Raw genomic sequence first — 19,051 nt, forward strand, 5'->3', positions numbered from 1 at the left:
GGCGCATTTGAAGCCCCCGGCGCGACATTCATCCGACCAGTGATATAAAAAAAACGACCCGCAGGTCCCGCGGGTCGTCGTTCTGACTGAATATGAGATCAGTTTCCGCCGACAGAACAGCGTTTGGCACTGCCCACTAGCGAACAAGCCTTGCTGCCGCCGCCTTTGCGCACAGTCACTGCTGCGGATTGTTCGGCATCCGAACCTTGCAGCATGGACGTCAACCCCCCAAGCAAACCACCCGAAGCCTCCTGCCCGCTTTCATCAGAGGAAGCATCGCCGCCTTTGGCTTTCGCAAACAAGCGACCTAAGAAGCCTTTTTCTTCGGTGCTTGCCCGTTCGGTTTCCGCAGCCGTCAGATTGAGCAATCCTTTGCGATACCCAATTTGCATCAGGTCGTTTGGCGAGGAAATCTTGTTCGCCGTCAAATCGAATGCGTCGTTTGGTAGTCCGTATTGTCCGGCCAGCGTGTTCGCCACCAGAGACAAGCCGTCCACGTTTTGAATTCGCATACGTGCCAATTCGCCTCTCAGCTTGACGAACTCGTTGCGCAAGTTCGCCATTTCAACGGCAAGTTCGGCCTCGGTCGCCTTGTCCACTTGCGTGTCATTCCCAACGCCCGGGACAGGCAGGCTGAGCAGCGCGTTCAGGCCGTCATAATCCAGCTGCTCGAGAAAACTGTACACTTCATTGACCGGGGCATCGGAACGCGCAAGAACCCGAATTTCTTCGCCGAAACCGATCGTCCCCACAAAAGTATTGAAGCTGACATTGATGCCGGTCTCAGCCACCTGCTTTTTGACCATGGCCCAATCGCGACGCGCGGATTTGGGCACGTCGTAGTATTCGTCCTGAATCGCCTGAAAAAACGCGGTGCCACCAATGACGCCCAGCGGGACATAATCCGTGTCCGAGAAATCCATCGCGGCAATCGACTGCGCAATGTTGCCCGCGAGCGTTTTGGTATTTGCCCGATTGACCAACGAAACCTGCACCCAGATGGTGTTGTCTCCGTTTTCATAGACCCAGCCGACGCGATCCAGCTTCCGGGCACGCGTTTTCGCCTCTTGCACGGCTACTTCCACGGCCAACGGACGCGCGGCCTCACTCGCCTTGGCCTGATCCTCGCCGAGACGTGCGTCCACAGTAAAGTCGTGGTCCGAAATCGCGCGACGCACCCATTGTTCGCTGGATTCCGGAAGATAGGGCTTTCCGCCGGCACGCCACCGTTTTTGCCGGTCACGTTCGACCTCTTCAGCGGCCTGTTCCTTCTGATACAGGCTGAAGCGGGCGTTAACGGTGTCGACATAGCCGTTAACAGACAGGGTGCCTTCGTGCTTTTTGTCCTGCTGGTAATAGTCGAGGCCTGCGACAACCATTATTGCAACCAACGCGAATCCAAAGAAACGCAAAAAATCCATTGAAAACCTCGGAATCAAATTGCTGCTCTGAGAGGTTTGATCACATGAAATTGAGGCTTCCTTGTGGCCGGAACACGCAGAACTCTGGAACAGAGTCAGGGCAATATCTTGCCGGGATTCATAATGTCATCAGGGTCCAGCGCCACTTTGATCGCTGACATAAACGCCGTCGCTGCGCCAAGCTCTTTCACCAGATAAGGCCGCTTGCCCTGACCGATTCCATGCTCTCCGGTGCAGGTTCCGTCCATCGAAATTGCCAGATCGTTCAGCCAGCCAACGAATTCCTCGGCTTTTGAGACCTCATCCAAATTCTCCATGTCGATCAGCAACAAGGTGTGAAAGTTGCCATCGCCGACATGCCCCACCACAGGGGCCAACAGGCCAAGTTTTGCCGCTTTTTCCTGCGTCTCTGTCACGCATTCGGCCAAGCGCGAGATCGGAACACATACGTCAGTTGATATACCGCGCGCACCGGGACGTAATTGCAGGCAAGCCCAGTACATATCGTGCCGAGCTTGCCACAGCTTGTTGCGCTCTTCGGTGGTCGACGTCGCGGCGAAATCGGCGCCACCAAACTCCTCGGCGATCTGGCCAAAGGTTTCGGCCTGCTCGGCTGCTCCGCTTTCCGATCCATGAAATTCAAGCAGCAATAATGGCGTTTCCGGCAGGTTTAACCCGGAATAGGCGTTTGCTGCCACTACCGACATCTCGTCCAGAAGCTCGATCCGCGCCACCGGGATGCCGTATTGGATCGTCATCATCACCGCCTGACAGGCCGCATCAACCGTCGGAAAGGAGCAGCGGGCCGAGGTAATCGCCTCGGGGATGCCCTGCAGGCGCAGCGTAAGTTCCGTGATAATACCCAGCGTACCTTCGGCCCCGACCAGAAGTCGGGTCAGATCATAACCGGCCGACGACTTTTTGGCCCGATGCCCGGTCCGAATGATCTGGCCATCCGGCATGACGGCTTCCAGGCTCAGGACATTGTCTTTCATCGTCCCGTAACGCACCGCGTTCGTGCCAGAAGCCCGCGTGGCCGCCATTCCCCCGAGCGAAGCGTTGGCACCAGGGTCAATGGGAAAAAACAGGCCCTGATCACGCAGATGGGTGTTCAGGTCCTCTCGCGTGACACCGGGTTGCACGACGCAATCCAGATCACCCGGATGAACGGCCAGCACCTTGTTCATCTGGCTCAGGTCGACCGAGATGCCGCCCGCGGGGGCATTCACATGCCCCTCGAGCGAAGTGCCGGTTCCAAAGGGTATGACAGGCACCTTGTGGGCGGCGCAGGTTCTGACAATTTCGGAAACTTCGTCCGTCGACTGGGGAAAGATGACCGCGTCGGGGTGTTGATTTTCAATCCATGTCGTGGTGTGGCCATGTTGTTCGCGTATCGCTGAACCGGTTTGCAGTCGGTCGCCAAATCGCTGTTTGAGGATTCCGATGGCCGATTCTATTCCCGCCTCGTTTCTCGGCAAAGTTGTCGCCTGCACCATGGCTTTCCTCCCCCAGCTTGACATCAATTGCGGCCATTCGATCCATGACTAAAAGGCCCGTCGTGTCGCGGCAATACCCACAATCCCTGAGGGCCTAGTCGCCAAGCGCAATCCCCTCGCGCCGGGGATCGGCGCCGCCTTTCAGAACGTCTCCGATCTCGATCGCATGCAGGCCCGAAGTCAGGTCGCGCGGGTTTACTTCAAACCCCATGGCGATCAATGCATCGCCATGTCCTTCTGCGGCGGTGTCGAGTTCCAGATCATATGTGCCGAAACGGTTGACCAGGTGCGGTACCATCAGAGCCTGTTGGACATTCATACCCCAATCCGCCCAGGCGATGATCGACTTGGCCACATAGCCAATAATGCGACTGCCGCCGGGCGATCCGATGGCCAAGACCGGAACGCCATCCTGCAGCACAATCGTCGGGCTCATCGACGAACGCGGGCGCTTGCCGGGCTCAAGCCTGTTCGCGATTGGCACCCCGTTGGAATGTGTTCTGAACGAGAAATCCGTCAGTTCATTGTTCAGCAGAAACCCGTTGGTCATCAGCCGCGAACCAAAGCCGTTTTCGATGGTGGTCGTCATCGACAGCACGTTTCCATAAGCATCCACGATGGAGATATGGGAGGTCGACGGCAGTTCGAGCGATTCATCATCCGCCCAGTTCAAAGCATGATCGAATTCGGGATTGCCAGGAACAACCTCTGTCAGCGCACCGTCTTCCGACAGCAATGCGCCACGCTCGGACAGATAATCCGGATCGACCAGGCCTTTGGTTGGCACCGGAACAAAGTCGCTGTCTGCCATGTACCGACCACGATCTGCAAATGCCAAACGCGAGGCATCGCCGATCAGCCGCCACGCTTCCACGTTGTCCGGTCCCATCGCGGCAAGGTCGTATCCCTGCAACATTCCCAGTATCTGCCCGACTGTCAGAGCCCCGGACGAGGGCGGCCCCATGCCACATACTTCATAATCGCGATAAGCCGCGCAGACCGGTTCCCGCTCGATCACTTGATAAAGCGCCAAATCGGTTCCTGACATAACCCCGGGATTACCGGGCGCATTGCGCACCGTATTGACGATACCGGCTGCGATGTCCCCGCCATAAAACCCCGCTGCACCTTCCATAGCGAGCGTTCTGAGCGTTTCAGCATATTGCGGGTTCGTCAGCCTTTGCCCCTGTGAAAGGGGCTGACCATTCGGCAAGAAGTAAGCGGCGGTCGCCGGAAAGCGCGACAGCCGCTCAGCGTCATTTTCAACAAGCCCGGCAAGGCGCGGTGAAACAAGGAACCCATCATCAGCCAGTCGGATTCCGTCTTCGAACAGCGATGGCCACGGGCTGCGGCCCCAACGTCTGTGCGCCTCTTCCAGCAGTGCCGGAGTCCCCGGCGTGCCCACGGACAGCCCGCCGACCACGGCATCGAAAAATTTCAGTGGCTCACCGTTTTCATCCTGAAACAGCGTCGGCGTTGCGGCCAGTGGCGCAGTTTCACGCCCATCCAAGGTGGTCAGAGTGCCACTTGCCGCGTCAAACCAAACCAGAAACGCTCCGCCGCCCAGGCCCGAGGATTGCGGCTCAACCAGTCCCAGCACGACCTGAACGGCCACCATTGCATCCGCTGCCGTACCGCCTGCCGCCAATATGCGGGCACCGGCTTCGACCGCCAGAGGGTTGGCCGCAGCTACCATCCAGTTCTCGGCCTCTACCGGTTTACCTGCGGCCTTGGCCTCCAACGCGGCGATGACCTGATCCGTCAGCGCCTCAAACTGCCCTTCCGTCGCGCCTTCCGGTGACACGGCATCGGCTGTCTCCTGCGCCAACCCGGGTACGGCAAACATGGCGCTGCTCAGCAAAACTCCTGAAATCCAATTGGCACGCATGTGCTCCTCCTGCTTCTGAAATAACACAATTCTGACATCCACACGTGCGCTTACAAGCGTCTTGTGAAACGCCGGCCATGGTCACGAAATATTGCCATCTGGCCGAAAGCAAGAAACCGTCGAGGGCTTTACAGCATCGCCGGCACGACCTGATCGGGTGGGCGATGACCGTCTTCGAAAGTCTTGATGTTGATGATGACTTTCTCACCCATCTCGATCCGGCCTTCCAGCGTGGCCGACCCCATGTGGGGCAGCAAAACAACGTTGGGCATCTGCCGCAACCGCGGATTCACGTCGGTTCCGTGTTCATACACATCCAGACCGGCGCCCGCGATCTCACCAGCGCGGATCATGCGCGTCAGAGCGTTTTCGTCTATGACCTCCCCACGCGAGGTGTTCACGATCACGGCCGAAGGCTTCATCAACTTCAATCGCCGCGCATTCATCAGGTGAAACGTCGATGGGGTCGAAGGGCAATTGACCGAGATGACATCCATACGCGCAACCATCTGGTCCAGGCTTTCCCAATAAGTTGCCTCCAGTTCTTCTTCTACTTCGGGCCGCAGCCTGCGGCGATTGTGATAATGCACCTGCATCCCAAATGCACTGGCGCGTCGCGCAACCGCCTGACCTATCCGGCCCATACCCAGAATTCCAAGCCGGCGACCACCTACGCGCCCGCCCAACAAAGCTGTCGGCGCCCAGCCCGTCCAATCGCCCTTCTGCATGAGGCTCAAGCCTTCGGGGATACGCCGTGAAACCGCCAGGATCAGCGCCATGGTCATGTCCGCCGTGTCATCCGTCAGCACTCCGGGCGTGTTCGAAACCAAAATGCCGCGCTGTCGGGCCGTTTGGACATCGATATTATCAACGCCTGCCCCATAATTGGCGATCAGGCGCAGTTTCTCTCCGGCCTGACCCAATATCCCACCGTCGATCGTGTCGGTTATGGTTGGCACCAGCACATCGGCATCCTTGACGGCAGCCACAAGCTCGTCGCGGGACATTGGCGTATCATCGTCGCGCAGGCGTACATCAAAAAGCTCACTCAACCGGGTTTCAACGGCTTCTGGCAACCGTCGCGTAACGACAACACTCAGACGTTCTCTTGGCACCTCAGCCCTCCTACTGCTTTGCAAACAGTCGCGCGCCATGGCATCGTGGCGCAGGAACAGGCGGGGCACAAGAACCCCATGTGCATTGACGCAACCTTTTTTCGAAACACGATAAACAGGCATAAGAGCAGGCAGGCAGTGAGTGCTACTTTTTCGGTGAAACGCCGCGGTTTGGCGCTGATTTCCGCGTTTCTGGTCGCGTTTGGAGCCTTGACGGCGAATGCACAGGACAAGCGCGGGCCGGTAACGAACCTGCCCCTGCCACGATATGTCTCGATGAAAGCTGCCGAAGGCAACGTCCGTCGCGGACCGTCACTGACGCATCGAATCGACTGGGTCTTCAAGCGGCGCGGCATGCCGCTGCAAATCACCGCCGAATACGGCAACTGGCGCCGGGTTCAGGATCGCGACGGCGCCGGAGGATGGGTTCACTATGCGCTGCTTTCAGGTGTGCGCACGGTTCTGGTCGAGCCCGACTTGCTGCCGGTCTACGCAACTCCCGACCCCAGCTCGCAAGTCAACGCGCATTTCGAAACCGGCGTGGTTGCGCGATTGGGGAGTTGCACGAAGGAATGGTGCCGAATCTCAGCCGGCGGTTACCGTGGCTGGACCCAGAAAACCAATCTTTGGGGTGTCGACCCATCGGAAATCCGCGAGTAACGATCCGCATCCTCTGATTAATGGTGCAGCGGCGGCGGCTGAAACGTCAAAACCCCACAATACTTAGTGGTCGAACACCCGACCCGCAGGCCAGGGACAACCGATCTGAATCGCGCAAACCGGTCAAAACAATGTGGTCGAGATAATTTGCAAGTTCCCCTGATTTTTTGTCCAAAAAGCTCTTGAACCCGGAAAGCAACAGTCGTAGACAGCCGCTCACCGTTGGGGTGTAGCCAAGTGGTAAGGCAGCGGTTTTTGGTACCGTGTATCGTAGGTTCGAATCCTACCACCCCAGCCATAAATCCCTATGCCTTAATGTAGATTGATTATTATTGATCCCCTTGAAGTTATTCATGGTGATTTGAAACCTCAGATCCTCAGGCCATCAATTCACGGTTTGATATCCGCAATATTTGAAGACAGTCTTCGGCACTCGTAAGATGGCGGTTTTGCCAGGGGTGACGCTTGTGTTTCAATTTGGGAAAGCGCCATCGCAAAGTGGATAAACGACGGGTTGGCTTGCAGTGCTCGACCGCATAGATATTTGGTATTCCCGGTTCCCTCACCCCACCACAGGGCAAGGTTCGTTAAGAAAACCGGGCCGCGATCTGCAATGATCAGGGCTCGTTCAAATCAATCCTTGGATAAACGGAACTCTGCACAGGACAAGGCCGGTCAAGAAATCGGTCGTCGGAAGCGGTAGAAAGACAGGCCTGCCACAACACCATCCAGACCGGCAGAACGTGCATAGTTGTAGAGGTCACTGGTTGTGTTGATGAACCCTGCGCCTTGAAAGTTCAACGACGTGTTACACAGAACTCCGCAGCCAGATATTGCCTTGAATTCACGCAGCAAATTGTAAAGCATCGCATTTTGACTTTGCGTGACAGTCTGAACTCGCGCGGACCCGTCCAAGTGAGTTACCGCCTTCAATTTCGCGTCGGTCACTTTCGAAAAATGAAGCATGTAGGGCGATGGGCCTGACCAATCGAAGTGTTTCGACACGTCCTCTTCGAGGCATACTGGCGCAATCGGCGCATTCAAAGCGCGGCCCTTGATCCTGTTCAGCCTGTCGCGGGTTTTTGTGTTGAACGGAGCGGCAAGTATCGAGCGATTGCCAAGAGCCCTGGGGCCGAGCTCACAGTTCCCAATGGCCCAACCAATTATCATTCCGTCATTTAACGCGTCCGCTACCTCGCGCAAATTAAGTTCACTGGACGTTACATCCTCCATTTTGCAACGGTCGTCACAAAACGATTGTCCTGAGTACACGGTCCAATCCAGCTTGGCCTTACCGGTGAAATGGCGCATCGCATCGACCGCCGTTCCAATGGCGCTGCCAGAGTCGTTCGTGCAGGGAGGGACAAATACATCGCGAAAAAGCCCGCTTTCGCGCCAGCGTGTATTCCAGTCGCAGTTCAACCCACACCCGCCCGATATTAGCAGCGGGAAGCCTTCCGTCATATGGGCTTCGGCGAAGTCAAAAAACACCGAGAATATTGCCTGAGAGTATTTTGCGGCCAGGTTTCGGAACCTCTGTGTCTCAACGCCAATGTTGTGGAACGGTGACGTTTTGAGATCATCTTTCGATAACTGATCGACTGCCAAAGGTTTACTCAAAAGGTAATCGATCAGTTCCTGGGCTTCTCCGTCAGCTTCCGCGACATTGCCGAGCGCGCTGGCCGCCATCAACCTGCCCGCGTCGCCTTTTCTCGCCGCCCGACTGGAGGAAGAGAAGCTCGGGTCGGCAAGGGCATAGAGAAACGAGAATTTTTGGCCGGGGTTGGTCATCACTCGACCAAGGTGGCGAATCTTCAAATCACTGCCGATTTGATAAAAATCTCCCAAGGAGCCTTCCCAAACCAACACATAGCAGGGTTCGCTTTGTTCATACGGAGACATCGCATAGGTGGCCCAGATGTGCGACCGCTCGTGCGTTGAAGAGTAGTAATCAATCGATTTTCCGAAGAACCTTTTGACCCCTACAACTTCGGAACCTTTTCCGACCCCAAAGTACCCGGCACCCGAGCGCTTTGTGTGGTCGACGCCCGTGTTTGACCATCCGCTTAACGCCAAGACATCCGGAATTTTGTCAAACCACGATGCTGCATTGATGAGTGTCTCTGGATTTACAGGTGCATTTCGGGGAAAACTGTCTTTCTCAGCTTCATAGGCGAACAGTAAATTCTGCCGGCTTGCATCAACACCGGCGGTAGAGCCGTCATGGCCAGAATTGATTGAAAAGATCCTCATTACTTTAAACCAGAGTTTCGCCCATTTCTTTGCATCGACCGTCCAATTGAGTTTTGCTGACCTTTCATTTCTTTCCACAACACCACTGAGCACCCCGGCATAGTGCTGCACTTTCCCAAATCCGCCCAGTTCAAACTTTCCCAACTCAACAAACAAAGAGTTTCGACGTCAACTTAGGGCACTCATTTCCTGTGTTGAAAATCACCAGCACATTCTAGTCCAACTCATATTTTTCTTCATAGTTTTCAGCCAGATCCGGATTTTGATCTTCCTTGCGAAGAAAGGCATTACCGACCGCCAAAACTTCGATCCCTGTTCCCATGAAACAGCGAAAAGCATCCTCTGGCGAGCAAACGATCGGTTCGCCGCGAACATTGAACGAAGTATTTACGATCACAGGACAACCCGTCAGCTCTCGAAACGCATCAATCAACGCGTGGTATTTGGGGTTCGTTTCTTCATGTACAGTCTGAACGCGAGCCGAATAATCCACATGGGTAATCGCTGGTATGTCAGAGCGTTTCACGTTCAATTTGTCGATACCAAAAAGGCGGCTCTCTTCATCAGACATTTGCCGACGGATTCTCTCGTTCACATCGGCCACAAGCAACATGTACGGGCTATCGTAATCGAGCGCGAACCAGTCACTCACGTGTTCCCGCAACACAGAAGGCGCAAATGGACGGAAACTCTCGCGGTATTTCACCTTCAGATTCAAGACTTTCTGCATTGTGGGTGAGCGCGCGTCGCCAAGGATCGAACGTCCGCCCAATGCTCGCGGACCGAATTCCATGCGCCCCTGAAACCATCCGACCGCTTTTTCCTCTGCCAGGGCTTCGGCCGTTTTCGCAATCACCTCATCGTCCGAGAGGATTTCGAACCTTGCACCAACCTTTTGAAGCTGCGCAGCGATGTTCTTGTCGTCGAATGACGGCCCTAGATAGGCCCCCTTCATCGCGTCTTTGGGGCGAACGGTTCGCGGCATTTTCATTTCGCTGTGCCAAGCACCCAGGGCTGCACCCAATGCACCGCCCGCATCGCCAGCCGCGGGCTGAATCCAGATGTCCTGGAATGCGCCATCGCGCAGGATTTTACCGTTGGCGACACAGTTCAGTGCCACGCCCCCCGCCATGCACAGGTTTGGGCAATCGTATTCCTTGGCCAGCGCTCGGGTCATGCGCAGGACGACATCCTCGGTGGCGGCCTGCACCGACGCTGCAATATCCATGTGAAACTGCGTCAGATCGTCGGTTTCGGGTTTCCGTACAGGCTGACCGAAGAGGTCCGCGAATGCCTGATTGGTCATCGTCAGACCGTGCGTGTAATTGAAATATGATTGATTGAGCTTGTAGGAACCGTCTTCTTTCACATCAATCAGGTTATCCAGGATCAGGTTTTTGTATTTTGGCTCACCATATGGCGCGAGGCCCATAACCTTGTATTCACCGGAATTTACCTTGAAGCCGGTGTAATAAGTGAAGGCGGAATAGAGAAGCCCAAGCGAGTGCGGGAAATGTATCTCCTTGTCGATTGCAAGGTCGTTTCCATTTCCCATCGCTACGGTGGTCGTCGCCCATTCGCCAACACCGTCAAGAGTCAGCACTACGGCCTGTTCGAAAGGCGATGGGTAAAAGGCACTGGCTGCATGGCTGAAATGGTGTTCGGAAAACATCAACCGATCACCGGAAAAGTCCTTTTCCAACCGACGAAACTCGCGCACCAAGAGATCCTTGAGAAACAATTTTTCGCGCAACCAGACCGGCATTGCCTTGCGAAACGAGTTGAACCCTTTGGGTGCTGTGGCGAGGTAGGTTTCAAGCAATCGTTCAAACTTGAGAAACGGTTTGTCGTAAAATACCACATTGTCAACGTCAGCGAGTGAAATGCCCGCTTCGGAAAGTACATACTGCACCGCGTTTTGCGGGAACCCTGGATCGTGCTTTTTTCTGCTGAAACGCTCTTCCTGCGCTGCAGCAATGATTTCACCGTCGTCAATGAGAGCTGCTGCGCTGTCGTGATACAGGGCAGATACACCAAGTACGTAAGTCATGTGATTAGAACAATGTGTATATGAATGGTGCGACTGCAGATCCCTGGCTCAGGACTATCAAAACTCCAAACAGAGCCAACACAAGCATCACCGGAAAAAGCCAGAACTTTTTGCGTATTCTCAAGAAAGCCCAAAGTTCAGATACAAAAGACATTTTTAGATTTCCCTAAAACTAGAACTGGTTGTTCATACTGCCTGGAAGGTCCGTGCGTTTGATCCAGTAGGATTCTGCGTCCGGGTCGAGTTTCTGACCCAGAAGATCTTTGCCAAAAAGCCGCAAGAGACCCCCAATCGTGACGAAAGTCGTTAGAAAAACGAGGGCCATTACAATCGGCGCAATGATCGCACCCAGCAGTAATCCGAACTTGAACCATAACAAATTAAGCCACTTCAATTTCGACGGCGCAACAAACGCCACACATAGGAATACCAAAGAAATTGCGGCAGCCCAAATCCGCACACCCCCGTCGCCCGTCAATGGCCACAGTGCGATAATGGCGAAAACAACGGCAAAAACCAGACCGAAGCTGCGTTCGGAACCTATTTCGACGTCCACTTTGGCTTCGTGATCAGACAAAACAACGATCTCCCGAATTCGACTAGAAATGGACTCTGAAAATTGACGAGCAATAACTCTGGTCAGCCGAGAAAACCCGCTCAGACGAGGCAACTACATGCAACTCCAGGCCATGAACTTGCCCTTTCTACCAGACCTGTTCACGTCGATGTTTTTAGGCCAGGTATTTAAGACCAACCATTGCAGCCAAAAACTCTTTCAGAAATTGGATACTCAAACCATCTTGAACAACTTTAACCCTATTTTTGTTGCCAGATCAAATTACAGAAATAATGGCACCCGAGTTCACGGACAGTATTGTTTCCGCTTGGTATTTTGTTTCCTGGCGCGATGCTGGTTAGATTGAGCTGCCTGTATAACCGGTCTGCCAGCCCAATTCTGAACTGTCGAACAACTCCTCCTGGTCACGATGCACCTGGATTGCAGGGCACGAACGGCAAGGAAACAAAAGGCCACACGGCGCCCGTGACGATTTGAACTGGGGATCGATGGCGTTTCCATCGCCTTCCCAAGCATTGCATCCGCGCAACTTATGCAGAAACCAATTTGTCGGCAATCGCCCATAGGCTAATGTAGCATTGTCGGTAAATAGCATTCCCGAGCGCCGCATTGACTGCAACGACAGGTCTTACCGCGGTATGCATTCGGGACGTAGGGACAAAACAAATGATGGCAGCGTTGAGAATTTTCTTGATCAATGTGCTTGTTGTGGTGGGGCTCTACGGGATCATTGAAATTGCTGTCTCGACATATGTTTTCCTCTCAAACGGGCAAACGGTCTGGGTAGCAGAGGATGCGGGCAGGACCGTCCAATTTGATCCGGTCATGGGATACAAGCTGACAGAGACACCTTCGCGGTTTATCCGGATCAATGACGGTGTTCTGAACTATGTGGGTACGTTCGAAGGTAACGCTCAGGGGTTTCCTGACCGGGACGATTTCGATGCCCAACGAACAACGCCCGAACAGCGCGTCTATGCGGTTCTCGGCGATTCATTCACGGCTGGAAATTTTCTATCTCACAATTGGCCCGACAGAACCGAAGACCTTCTGAGGGCGCAGGACGAGGATGTCGTCTTACTGAACCTTTCAGGTGATGGTTGGGGGCTTGGAAACTGGGCGAGCATTATCGACGGAATGCTGCGGCAGGATCCATATGAGATTGATGGCTTGATCTTCGCGGTCTGGACCTGGGACCTTGCGCGCTCGTTCCGGTATGCGGACTTCAGAAATCAGAAACGCCGCGCTGCATCGCATGTACCAGGATGGAAACTGGACGACCGACCCAAAGACCTGGCAGCGGCAATGGAGACACTGAATGGCACGGGTCCTGAGCAATCATGGATCGTGTCCTCGGAAGAGTTCGATGCGGTGCTTCGCGGCAAACAATTGTCCGAACCCGGCTGGGGCCTGGTGATTTTCGACCGGGTCAAGTCACTGCTCAGGCCAACCGTTCAGCAGTTTCGCAGGGCACGCGATGGCGAGGGCTGGGCAGAGCGAAAAGGCTGCGTGGGGGAAAACGACCCAGACCGGATTGCAATTTTCGATTCCATCAAGGCCTATGCGCAGGACCGCGATCTGCCCATCCTTGTTGTCTATATCTGGAGCCGTGAGGGGTTGATCGACGGGGCGGTCAATACTGACATGTGCCGGAGAGAGAACGCGCGCGAGTTTGCCGAACTTATTGGCGCTGAATTCGTTGACGGCGGCGATGCTTTTGCCGGCATTCCTAATGACCAGCTCAAGCAGCTTTGGCTTCCCAATGACGGCCATTGGGGTCAGGGCGGCTCGGATGTTTTTGCGGGCTTCATGGCTGGAATTCTAGCCCACAACTGGCCGTGAAACGCGACAAACAAGTGTAAGTGTCTCAGAATTGGGAGCGACCCCCGTTCCATTGAGCTCATCAAAGGCAAGTTAACGAGTAACACTGTGCCAGTTGGGCCAGGGCCCATTTGTCGGCTGTTTTCATCGCTGCAACCGACATCAACTGGCTTTCAAATTGGTTTCTGAGCATACCCAATCAGGATCCCGCTCGCGCCTGCTTGCTAATCCAATCAGAGAACAACTGCACCGCTTCATTTCTTTGTCCCGCCGGAGAAACGATGTAGTAAGCGCTGTTTGACGTGTTGTTCAATTGACCCACTTCCAAAAGCGCACCAGAAGCAAGTTCCGCTTCGATCAAGTAGGACGGCAGAATTGCGGCACCCAACCCGGTTACCGCACCGGCGATCAACATTGAGAATTGATCGAAGCGCAGACCGGGAAAGACTGCGCGGCTATCAACCCCCAATTGTGCGTGATAGGTCGACCAGAGATCTGGCCGGGACGTCAGATGCAAAAGCGGCAGGTCAAAGATCGACGCAGACGATTGCAACCCATCCCCGCCGAGCAATGTCGGCGAGGCCGTCACGATCAGGTTTTCCGGGAATAATCTGCGCAACTTTGCGCCCGGCCAGTCGTCGAGGCCAAAGTGAATGGCCAGGTCGATGCGATGCTCTTCAAGGCTGAATGGCGTTGTATAGGATTGCAATTCCAGCTCGATTCCGGGGTGCAGCGCTTTGAACTTCGGCAGGCGTGGCACCAGCCATCGTGTCGCGAAGGTGGGAAGCACAGCCGCACTCAGCAGGGATGCACCGTCGCCTGCAGCAATTGCCCGGCTGATCGTTACATTGAGGCGTTCAAGATCGCCGGCAAGTTCGTCGCGCAGTGCAAGTCCTGCCTTTGACAGGCGTACAGCGCGACCCACGCGGCGAAACAATGCCACGCCCAAGGCCGTTTCCAGTTCGCGGACCTGACGGCTGATGGCGCTTTGGGTTACGCCGAGTTCCTCAGCCGCCATGGTATAGCTTTCGAACCGCGCGGCGGCTTCGAAGCTACGCATTAATGCAAGGGACGGCAGGGCGTTGAATTTCGACATGGTCATTTATGAGTTTTTATCACTAATACGATACTCATTCGCACCTTTTTCTCAAGTTACTTTGTCGATAAAACCGGAAACCAGCTACCTGAGGAGTGTTCATGTCGTTCCAACGCGCCGCCCGTCTGGACGGGATCGAATTATCCGAAATCGTGCAGATTTCGGAAGCCGCCTCACGACTGCGCAGCGAAGGGCGCGATATTGTCGCTTTGTCGACCGGTGAACCAGACTTGCCGACCCCGCCACATGTGGTCGAGGCCGCGCATCGCGCCGCGAAAGAGGGCAAGACAAAATACCCGCCGACTGCCGGAGTGCCTGCATTACGGACCGAAATCGCCAAGCAGGCCGGGGCCGACGCGGCACAGGTAATTGTCTCGACCGGTGCAAAACAGGTGATCGCAAACGCCATGCTGGCAAGCCTGAATCCAGGTGACGAAGTCGTCATGCCAGCGCCCTATTGGACCAGTTATTCGGACATCGTGCGCATGGCGGGCGGAGTACCGATCGTCTTGTCCTGCCCGATGGAACAGGGTTTCAAACTTCTCCCCGAACAACTGGACGCCGCAATCACCCCACGGACCCGTTGGCTGATGCTCAACACGCCGTCAAACCCCTCGGGTGCGATCTACACAAAGGCCGAGATTACGGCTTTGGCCGCTGTACTGGCGCGCCATCCACATGTCTGGGTGCTGGCGGATGAAATCTATCGCCATCTCAGCTATGTGCCCTTCATCTCGGTTGCCGAGGCTGCGCCGGAACTGGCTGATCGTATGTTGATTGTCAACGGCGTTGCCAAGGCATGGTCCATGACGGGATGGCGCATCGGCTGGGGCATCGGGCCGGTTGCCCTGATAAAGGCCATGATTGCTGTGCAAGGGCAGGTCACTTCAGGGGCCTGCTCGATCTCGCAATGGGCCTCTCTCGCCGCAATCACCTGTGACCCAAAACTGCTGGATGACCGCCGGGCCCTGTTTGCCGCCCGCCGCAACCTTGTCGTTGCAAGGCTGAATGCCGTTCCCGGTCTGCACTGCGCGGCACCGGATGGAGCTTTCTATACTTTCCCTTCCGCCACCGGTTTGCTGACAGCGCAGGGTGGGCCGTTCCGCACCGATGCAGAGTTCTGCAACTGGGTGCTGGAAGAGGCCGGCGTTGCACTGGTTCCCGGCCGTGCCTTTGGTCTGCCCGGGCATTTCCGTCTTTCTTTTGCGTATGCCGAGGATACGATTGAAGCGGGTCTGGATCGATTGAAGACCGCCGTCGAAAGGAAACTTGCATGATGCCAGAACCCTTTCCCGACCTTGGCCCGCTCACATGGGACGACCCGTTCCCGTTTGACGACCAGTTGGACAAAGACAAAAGCATGGTGCGTAAAACCGCTCATGCCCCGTTATTGACCCGAACGCCGGCGAGGCTTCGGACAGATGCATAAAAGAGGCTGACATGGATCGCGCCACCATCGTTCACGACAATTTCCTGCGCAGGGTCGCTGCAGGAGACTTGCCCTCGGGCGCCTCCCCGTCGGGTCCGCTGACCGGGCCGCAGGCTGTCGCACTCTATCGTGCACAATGCCTCAGCCGGGCACTGGACCGACAGAGCCGCGCCATGCAGAAAGCAGGGCAAGGTTTCTACACTATCGGATCCTCCGGGCACGAAGGCATGGCGGCAATCGCTGCCGCACTGCGTCCGACCGACCCGGCGTTCCTTCACTATCGCGATGCCGCGTTTCAGATAGCGCGCGCCGATCAAGTGCCGGGGCAGAGTCCGACCTGGGACATCCTGTTGTCCTTCGCCTCATCCTCCGAAGATCCGATCAGCGGCGGACGTCACAAGGTTCTGGGGTCCAAGACCCTGTGCATTCCGCCGCAGACGTCGACCATCGCCAGCCACCTGCCGAAGGCAGTCGGTGCTGCCTATGCCGTCTGTGCAGCACGTCGACACCGACCTGAACATGCAGACATGCCCGAAGACGCCATCGTCTATTGTTCGTTCGGCGATGCCTCGGCCAACCATTCCACCGCGCAGGGGGCGTTCAACACCGCGCAGTGGACATCTTATCAATCCGTCCCGCTGCCATTGTTGTTTTGCTGCGAGGATAACGGGATCGGAATATCCACCAAGACTCCAAAGGGGTGGATTGCATCGACGTTTTCGAACCGGCCGGGGCTAAAGTACTTCACTTGCGACGGGCTGGACATCTTCGAAACCTTCCGCGTCGCGCAAGAGGCTGCAGCATATGTGCGCAACCGCAGAAAGCCCGCGTTCCTGCATGTCCGCACGGTACGCCTTTACGGTCACGCCGGGGCGGACATGCCAACGACTTACATGCCCAGGGCCGAGGTGGAAGCGGAAGAAGCAAACGATCCCCTGCTGCACTCCGTTCGCCTGCTTGAACAATCCGGGGCCATGTCGCCGCAAGAAGCATTGACTGTCTACAACGACACCTGCGCCCGGGTGGCGCGCGTGGCGGAACAAGCCGTAACCCGACCGCGTCTTCAAACCGCCAAGGACGTCATGGCCAGCCTGATTCCCCCGGCGCGCGCCTGCAAGCCAACCAACGGCCCCACGCCAGAGCAGCGAGCCGAAGTTTTTGGCAGTGACTTGAAGGCGCAGTCAGAACCCCAGATTATGTCGCGACTGATCAACTGGGCTCTGACAGACCTGATGCTGGAACATGGCGAGATCGTCATGATGGGCGAGGATGTCGGCCGAAAGGGTGGGGTCTATGGCGTAACGCAAAAGCTTCAGGCGCGTTTTGGCCCGGACCGGATGATCGACACGCTTCTTGACGAGCAGTCGATCCTGGGGCTGGCCATAGGTATGGCGCAAAACGGTTTTACACCGATACCGGAAATCCAGTTCCTGGCCTATCTCCACAATGCCGAGGACCAATTGAGAGGTGAGGCCGCCACCCTGCCCTTCTTCTCGAACGGGCAATACACCAACCCGATGGTCGTGCGCATCGCAGGCCTGGGGTATCAAAAAGGGTTTGGCGGTCACTTCCACAATGACAACTCGGTCGCCGTTCTGCGAGACATTCCGGGTCTGATCCTGGCGTGCCCGTCAAATGGCGCTGACGCCGCGCGGATGCTGCGCGAATGCGTTCGGCTGGCGCGCGAAGAACAGCGGTTGGTGGTTTTCCTTGAGCCCATCGCGCTTTATCCGATGCGCGATCTTCACGAGGCTGGCGACAACGGCTGGATGATGACTTATCCGGACTCTTCCGAACGGATCGGGTTTGGTGAGGTTGGCGTGGATGGTGATGGCGATGACCTTGCCATCGTCACCTTTGGTAATGGCGTCTATCTCAGCCATCAGGCGCGAAGAGCGCTGGAGGCCGACGGGATCAAGACGCGGATAGTAGATATGCGCTGGTTGTCACCTTTGCCCAAGGACACCCTGACTCGGGCCGTGGCCGGAGCCAGGCATATTCTGATCGTGGATGAAACCCGGCACCATGGCGGCGTCGCCGAAGCACTGATGGCGCATTTCCACGAAACAGTCGACGTACCGCTGGCCCGCATCACGGCCGAGGACAGCTTTATCGCAACGGGACCGGCCTATTCCGTGACGATGCCGTCGAAAGACAGCATCGCAGCCGCCGCGCGATCCTTGTTGGAGGCCGACACATGAGTTCCGCCAAACAAACGGCCGTCGTCATCTGCCCGGGCCGGGGCACCTACAATAAACCCGAGCTTGGCACCTTGGGGCGGCATTTCACCGACAAGGCCCTTTTGGCCCATTTCGACGAAATGCGTCGCGCGCAGGGGCAGGACAGCCTGAGCGATCTGGATGGCGCGGCGCGCTACTCCATCGCCAGACATACCCGCGGCGACAATGCGTCGGCCCTGATCTACGCTGCCACGCTTGGAGATTTCCGCGCTATCGACCAAAGCCATATCGAAATCGTGGCTGTAACCGGAAACTCGATGGGATGGTATTCGGCCTTGGCTTGTGGTGGGGCTTTGTCGGCCGAAGCCGGGTTCGAAGTGGTCAACACCATGGGCACGCTGATGCAGCAAAGCCTGATCGGCGGGCAGTTGATCTACCCGTTTTCCGATGCCGATTGGCGACCGGACCCGAGGCGTAAGTCCGAACTGCTGGCTCTTGTCGATGACATAAACAACTCGCACGCAACCTTATCTCTGTCGATAGACCTCGGGGGGATGCTGGTGCTGGCCGGGGACGAAGCCGGACTGTCCGCTTTCGAAAAGGCTGTCCCTGTCGTGCAGGAACGGTTCCCGATGCGACTGGCCAATCATGCCGGGTTCCATTCGCACCTTCAGGCCCCTGTTGCGGCCATGGGTCGTGCGCGGCTGGCAGCAGACCTGTTCCGGCAACCGGACCTGCCTATGATCGATGGTCGCGGCCAGATCTGGTGGCCCGGTGCCTGCGATTTGGACGCGCTTTGGGATTACACTCTGGGCCATCAAGTGACCGAAACCTATGACTTTTCGCATGCCATCGCTCAGGCCGCCCGCGAATTTGCCCCGGATCTGTTCATCGTAACTGGCCCTGGCACCACGTTGGGCGGAGCCGTGGCGCAGAGCCTGATCCTGTGCGACTGGGATGCGCTGAAAGACAAATCGTCGTTTCAGGCGCGCCAGGCCAAAGACCCCATGCTGATTTCCATGGGGATGAAGGAGCAGCGCGTTCAAGTGGTTTAGCCTGCCGTCA

The 19,051-nt window shown here is 56.2% G+C and carries 15 protein-coding genes and 1 tRNA gene; 7 read left to right on the top strand and 9 right to left on the bottom strand.

Annotated elements, in window-relative coordinates; genetic code table 11:
• Window positions 1-98 precede the first annotated feature (98 nt).
• The 4 genes from AC2TDJ_RS17460 to AC2TDJ_RS17475 all read right to left on the bottom strand — a co-directional run bounded on the left by AC2TDJ_RS17460 (window position 99) and on the right by AC2TDJ_RS17475 (window position 5,920).
• Window positions 99-1,421, bottom strand: coding sequence for a hypothetical protein (locus tag AC2TDJ_RS17460; protein WP_480843947.1), 1,323 nt, complete (start codon window positions 1,419-1,421; stop codon window positions 99-101).
• A gap of 95 nt (window positions 1,422-1,516) precedes the next feature.
• Window positions 1,517-2,917 (bottom strand): FAD-binding oxidoreductase, encoded by a 1,401-nt coding sequence (locus AC2TDJ_RS17465; protein ID WP_480843948.1) that lies wholly within the window; start codon window positions 2,915-2,917, stop codon window positions 1,517-1,519.
• A 94-nt stretch (window positions 2,918-3,011) separates the two neighbouring features.
• The gene (gene ggt / locus AC2TDJ_RS17470) at window positions 3,012-4,805 is read right to left on the bottom strand and encodes a gamma-glutamyltransferase (protein WP_480843949.1); all 1,794 of its coding nucleotides are present in this window, start codon (window positions 4,803-4,805) and stop codon (window positions 3,012-3,014) included.
• 128 nt (window positions 4,806-4,933) lie between these two features.
• Complete coding sequence (locus AC2TDJ_RS17475) at window positions 4,934-5,920, bottom strand: 2-hydroxyacid dehydrogenase (protein WP_480843950.1); 987 nt, start codon at window positions 5,918-5,920, stop codon at window positions 4,934-4,936.
• Window positions 5,921-6,058: 138 nt separating this feature from the next.
• Here AC2TDJ_RS17475 and AC2TDJ_RS17480 point away from each other — a divergent pair, with 138 nt between their 5' ends.
• Complete coding sequence (locus AC2TDJ_RS17480; RefSeq protein WP_480843951.1) at window positions 6,059-6,580, top strand: SH3 domain-containing protein; 522 nt, start codon at window positions 6,059-6,061, stop codon at window positions 6,578-6,580.
• A 223-nt stretch (window positions 6,581-6,803) separates the two neighbouring features.
• A tRNA-Gln gene (locus AC2TDJ_RS17485) sits at window positions 6,804-6,878 on the top strand.
• 377 nt (window positions 6,879-7,255) lie between these two features.
• On the opposite strand, the gene AC2TDJ_RS17490 is transcribed toward AC2TDJ_RS17485, so the two are convergent.
• From AC2TDJ_RS17490 to AC2TDJ_RS17505, 4 genes are read right to left on the bottom strand one after another with little or no spacing between them, the layout of a single operon-like run.
• A complete protein-coding gene (locus AC2TDJ_RS17490; protein ID WP_480843952.1) occupies window positions 7,256-8,989 on the bottom strand; it encodes a carbamoyltransferase C-terminal domain-containing protein in 1,734 nt (577 codons plus the stop codon).
• Window positions 8,990-9,047: 58 nt separating this feature from the next.
• On the bottom strand, window positions 9,048-10,883 hold the full coding sequence (locus AC2TDJ_RS17495) for a carbamoyltransferase family protein (RefSeq protein WP_480843953.1): 1,836 nt from the start codon (window positions 10,881-10,883) through the stop codon (window positions 9,048-9,050).
• Between the two features lie 4 nt (window positions 10,884-10,887).
• Window positions 10,888-11,037, bottom strand: coding sequence for a DUF5989 family protein (locus AC2TDJ_RS17500; RefSeq protein ID WP_480843954.1), 150 nt, complete (start codon window positions 11,035-11,037; stop codon window positions 10,888-10,890).
• A gap of 18 nt (window positions 11,038-11,055) precedes the next feature.
• Window positions 11,056-11,553 carry an SxtJ family membrane protein gene (locus AC2TDJ_RS17505; protein WP_480843955.1) on the bottom strand — a complete coding sequence of 166 codons (498 nt, stop codon included), beginning with the start codon at window positions 11,551-11,553 and terminating at the stop codon, window positions 11,056-11,058.
• Between the two features lie 573 nt (window positions 11,554-12,126).
• On the opposite strand from AC2TDJ_RS17505, the gene AC2TDJ_RS17510 reads away from it, so the two are divergent.
• On the top strand, window positions 12,127-13,302 hold the full coding sequence (locus tag AC2TDJ_RS17510) for an SGNH/GDSL hydrolase family protein (RefSeq protein ID WP_480843956.1): 1,176 nt from the start codon (window positions 12,127-12,129) through the stop codon (window positions 13,300-13,302).
• Window positions 13,303-13,480: 178 nt separating this feature from the next.
• On the opposite strand, the gene AC2TDJ_RS17515 is transcribed toward AC2TDJ_RS17510, so the two are convergent.
• Window positions 13,481-14,383 carry a LysR substrate-binding domain-containing protein gene (locus AC2TDJ_RS17515; protein ID WP_480843957.1) on the bottom strand — a complete coding sequence of 301 codons (903 nt, stop codon included), beginning with the start codon at window positions 14,381-14,383 and terminating at the stop codon, window positions 13,481-13,483.
• A gap of 95 nt (window positions 14,384-14,478) precedes the next feature.
• Between AC2TDJ_RS17515 and AC2TDJ_RS17520 the strand changes: the two genes are divergently transcribed.
• From AC2TDJ_RS17520 to AC2TDJ_RS17535, 4 genes are read left to right on the top strand one after another with little or no spacing between them, the layout of a single operon-like run.
• The gene (locus tag AC2TDJ_RS17520) at window positions 14,479-15,654 is read left to right on the top strand and encodes a pyridoxal phosphate-dependent aminotransferase (protein ID WP_480843958.1); all 1,176 of its coding nucleotides are present in this window, start codon (window positions 14,479-14,481) and stop codon (window positions 15,652-15,654) included.
• Complete coding sequence (locus AC2TDJ_RS17525; RefSeq protein ID WP_480843959.1) at window positions 15,651-15,806, top strand: hypothetical protein; 156 nt, start codon at window positions 15,651-15,653, stop codon at window positions 15,804-15,806. The genes AC2TDJ_RS17520 and AC2TDJ_RS17525 overlap by 4 nt, the downstream gene beginning before the upstream one ends.
• Before the next feature lie 11 nt (window positions 15,807-15,817).
• On the top strand, window positions 15,818-18,007 hold the full coding sequence (locus AC2TDJ_RS17530) for a dehydrogenase E1 component subunit alpha/beta (protein ID WP_480843960.1): 2,190 nt from the start codon (window positions 15,818-15,820) through the stop codon (window positions 18,005-18,007).
• A complete protein-coding gene (locus AC2TDJ_RS17535; RefSeq protein ID WP_480843961.1) occupies window positions 18,004-19,041 on the top strand; it encodes an ACP S-malonyltransferase in 1,038 nt (345 codons plus the stop codon). Before AC2TDJ_RS17530 ends, AC2TDJ_RS17535 begins: the two co-directional genes overlap by 4 nt.
• The last annotated feature ends 10 nt before the right edge of the window (window positions 19,042-19,051 follow it).

The sequence above is a fragment of the Ruegeria sp. HKCCD6647-2 genome (assembly GCF_057221075.1).

Bases quoted from the DNA above. Each gene is read 5' to 3' on its own strand.
- AC2TDJ_RS17460 (WP_480843947.1), bottom strand. From the start codon at position 1,421: ATGGATTTTTTGCGTTTCTTTGGATTCGCGTTGGTTGCAATAATGGTT.
- AC2TDJ_RS17465 (WP_480843948.1), bottom strand. From the start codon at position 2,917: ATGGTGCAGGCGACAACTTTGCCGAGAAACGAGGCGGGAATAGAATCG.
- ggt (WP_480843949.1), bottom strand. From the start codon at position 4,805: ATGCGTGCCAATTGGATTTCAGGAGTTTTGCTGAGCAGCGCCATGTTT.
- AC2TDJ_RS17495 (WP_480843953.1), bottom strand. From the start codon at position 10,883: ATGACTTACGTACTTGGTGTATCTGCCCTGTATCACGACAGCGCAGCA.
- AC2TDJ_RS17500 (WP_480843954.1), bottom strand. From the start codon at position 11,037: ATGTCTTTTGTATCTGAACTTTGGGCTTTCTTGAGAATACGCAAAAAG.
- AC2TDJ_RS17510 (WP_480843956.1), top strand. From the start codon at position 12,127: ATGATGGCAGCGTTGAGAATTTTCTTGATCAATGTGCTTGTTGTGGTG.
- AC2TDJ_RS17515 (WP_480843957.1), bottom strand. From the start codon at position 14,383: ATGACCATGTCGAAATTCAACGCCCTGCCGTCCCTTGCATTAATGCGT.
- AC2TDJ_RS17520 (WP_480843958.1), top strand. From the start codon at position 14,479: ATGTCGTTCCAACGCGCCGCCCGTCTGGACGGGATCGAATTATCCGAA.
- AC2TDJ_RS17525 (WP_480843959.1), top strand. From the start codon at position 15,651: ATGATGCCAGAACCCTTTCCCGACCTTGGCCCGCTCACATGGGACGAC.
- AC2TDJ_RS17530 (WP_480843960.1), top strand. From the start codon at position 15,818: ATGGATCGCGCCACCATCGTTCACGACAATTTCCTGCGCAGGGTCGCT.
- AC2TDJ_RS17535 (WP_480843961.1), top strand. From the start codon at position 18,004: ATGAGTTCCGCCAAACAAACGGCCGTCGTCATCTGCCCGGGCCGGGGC.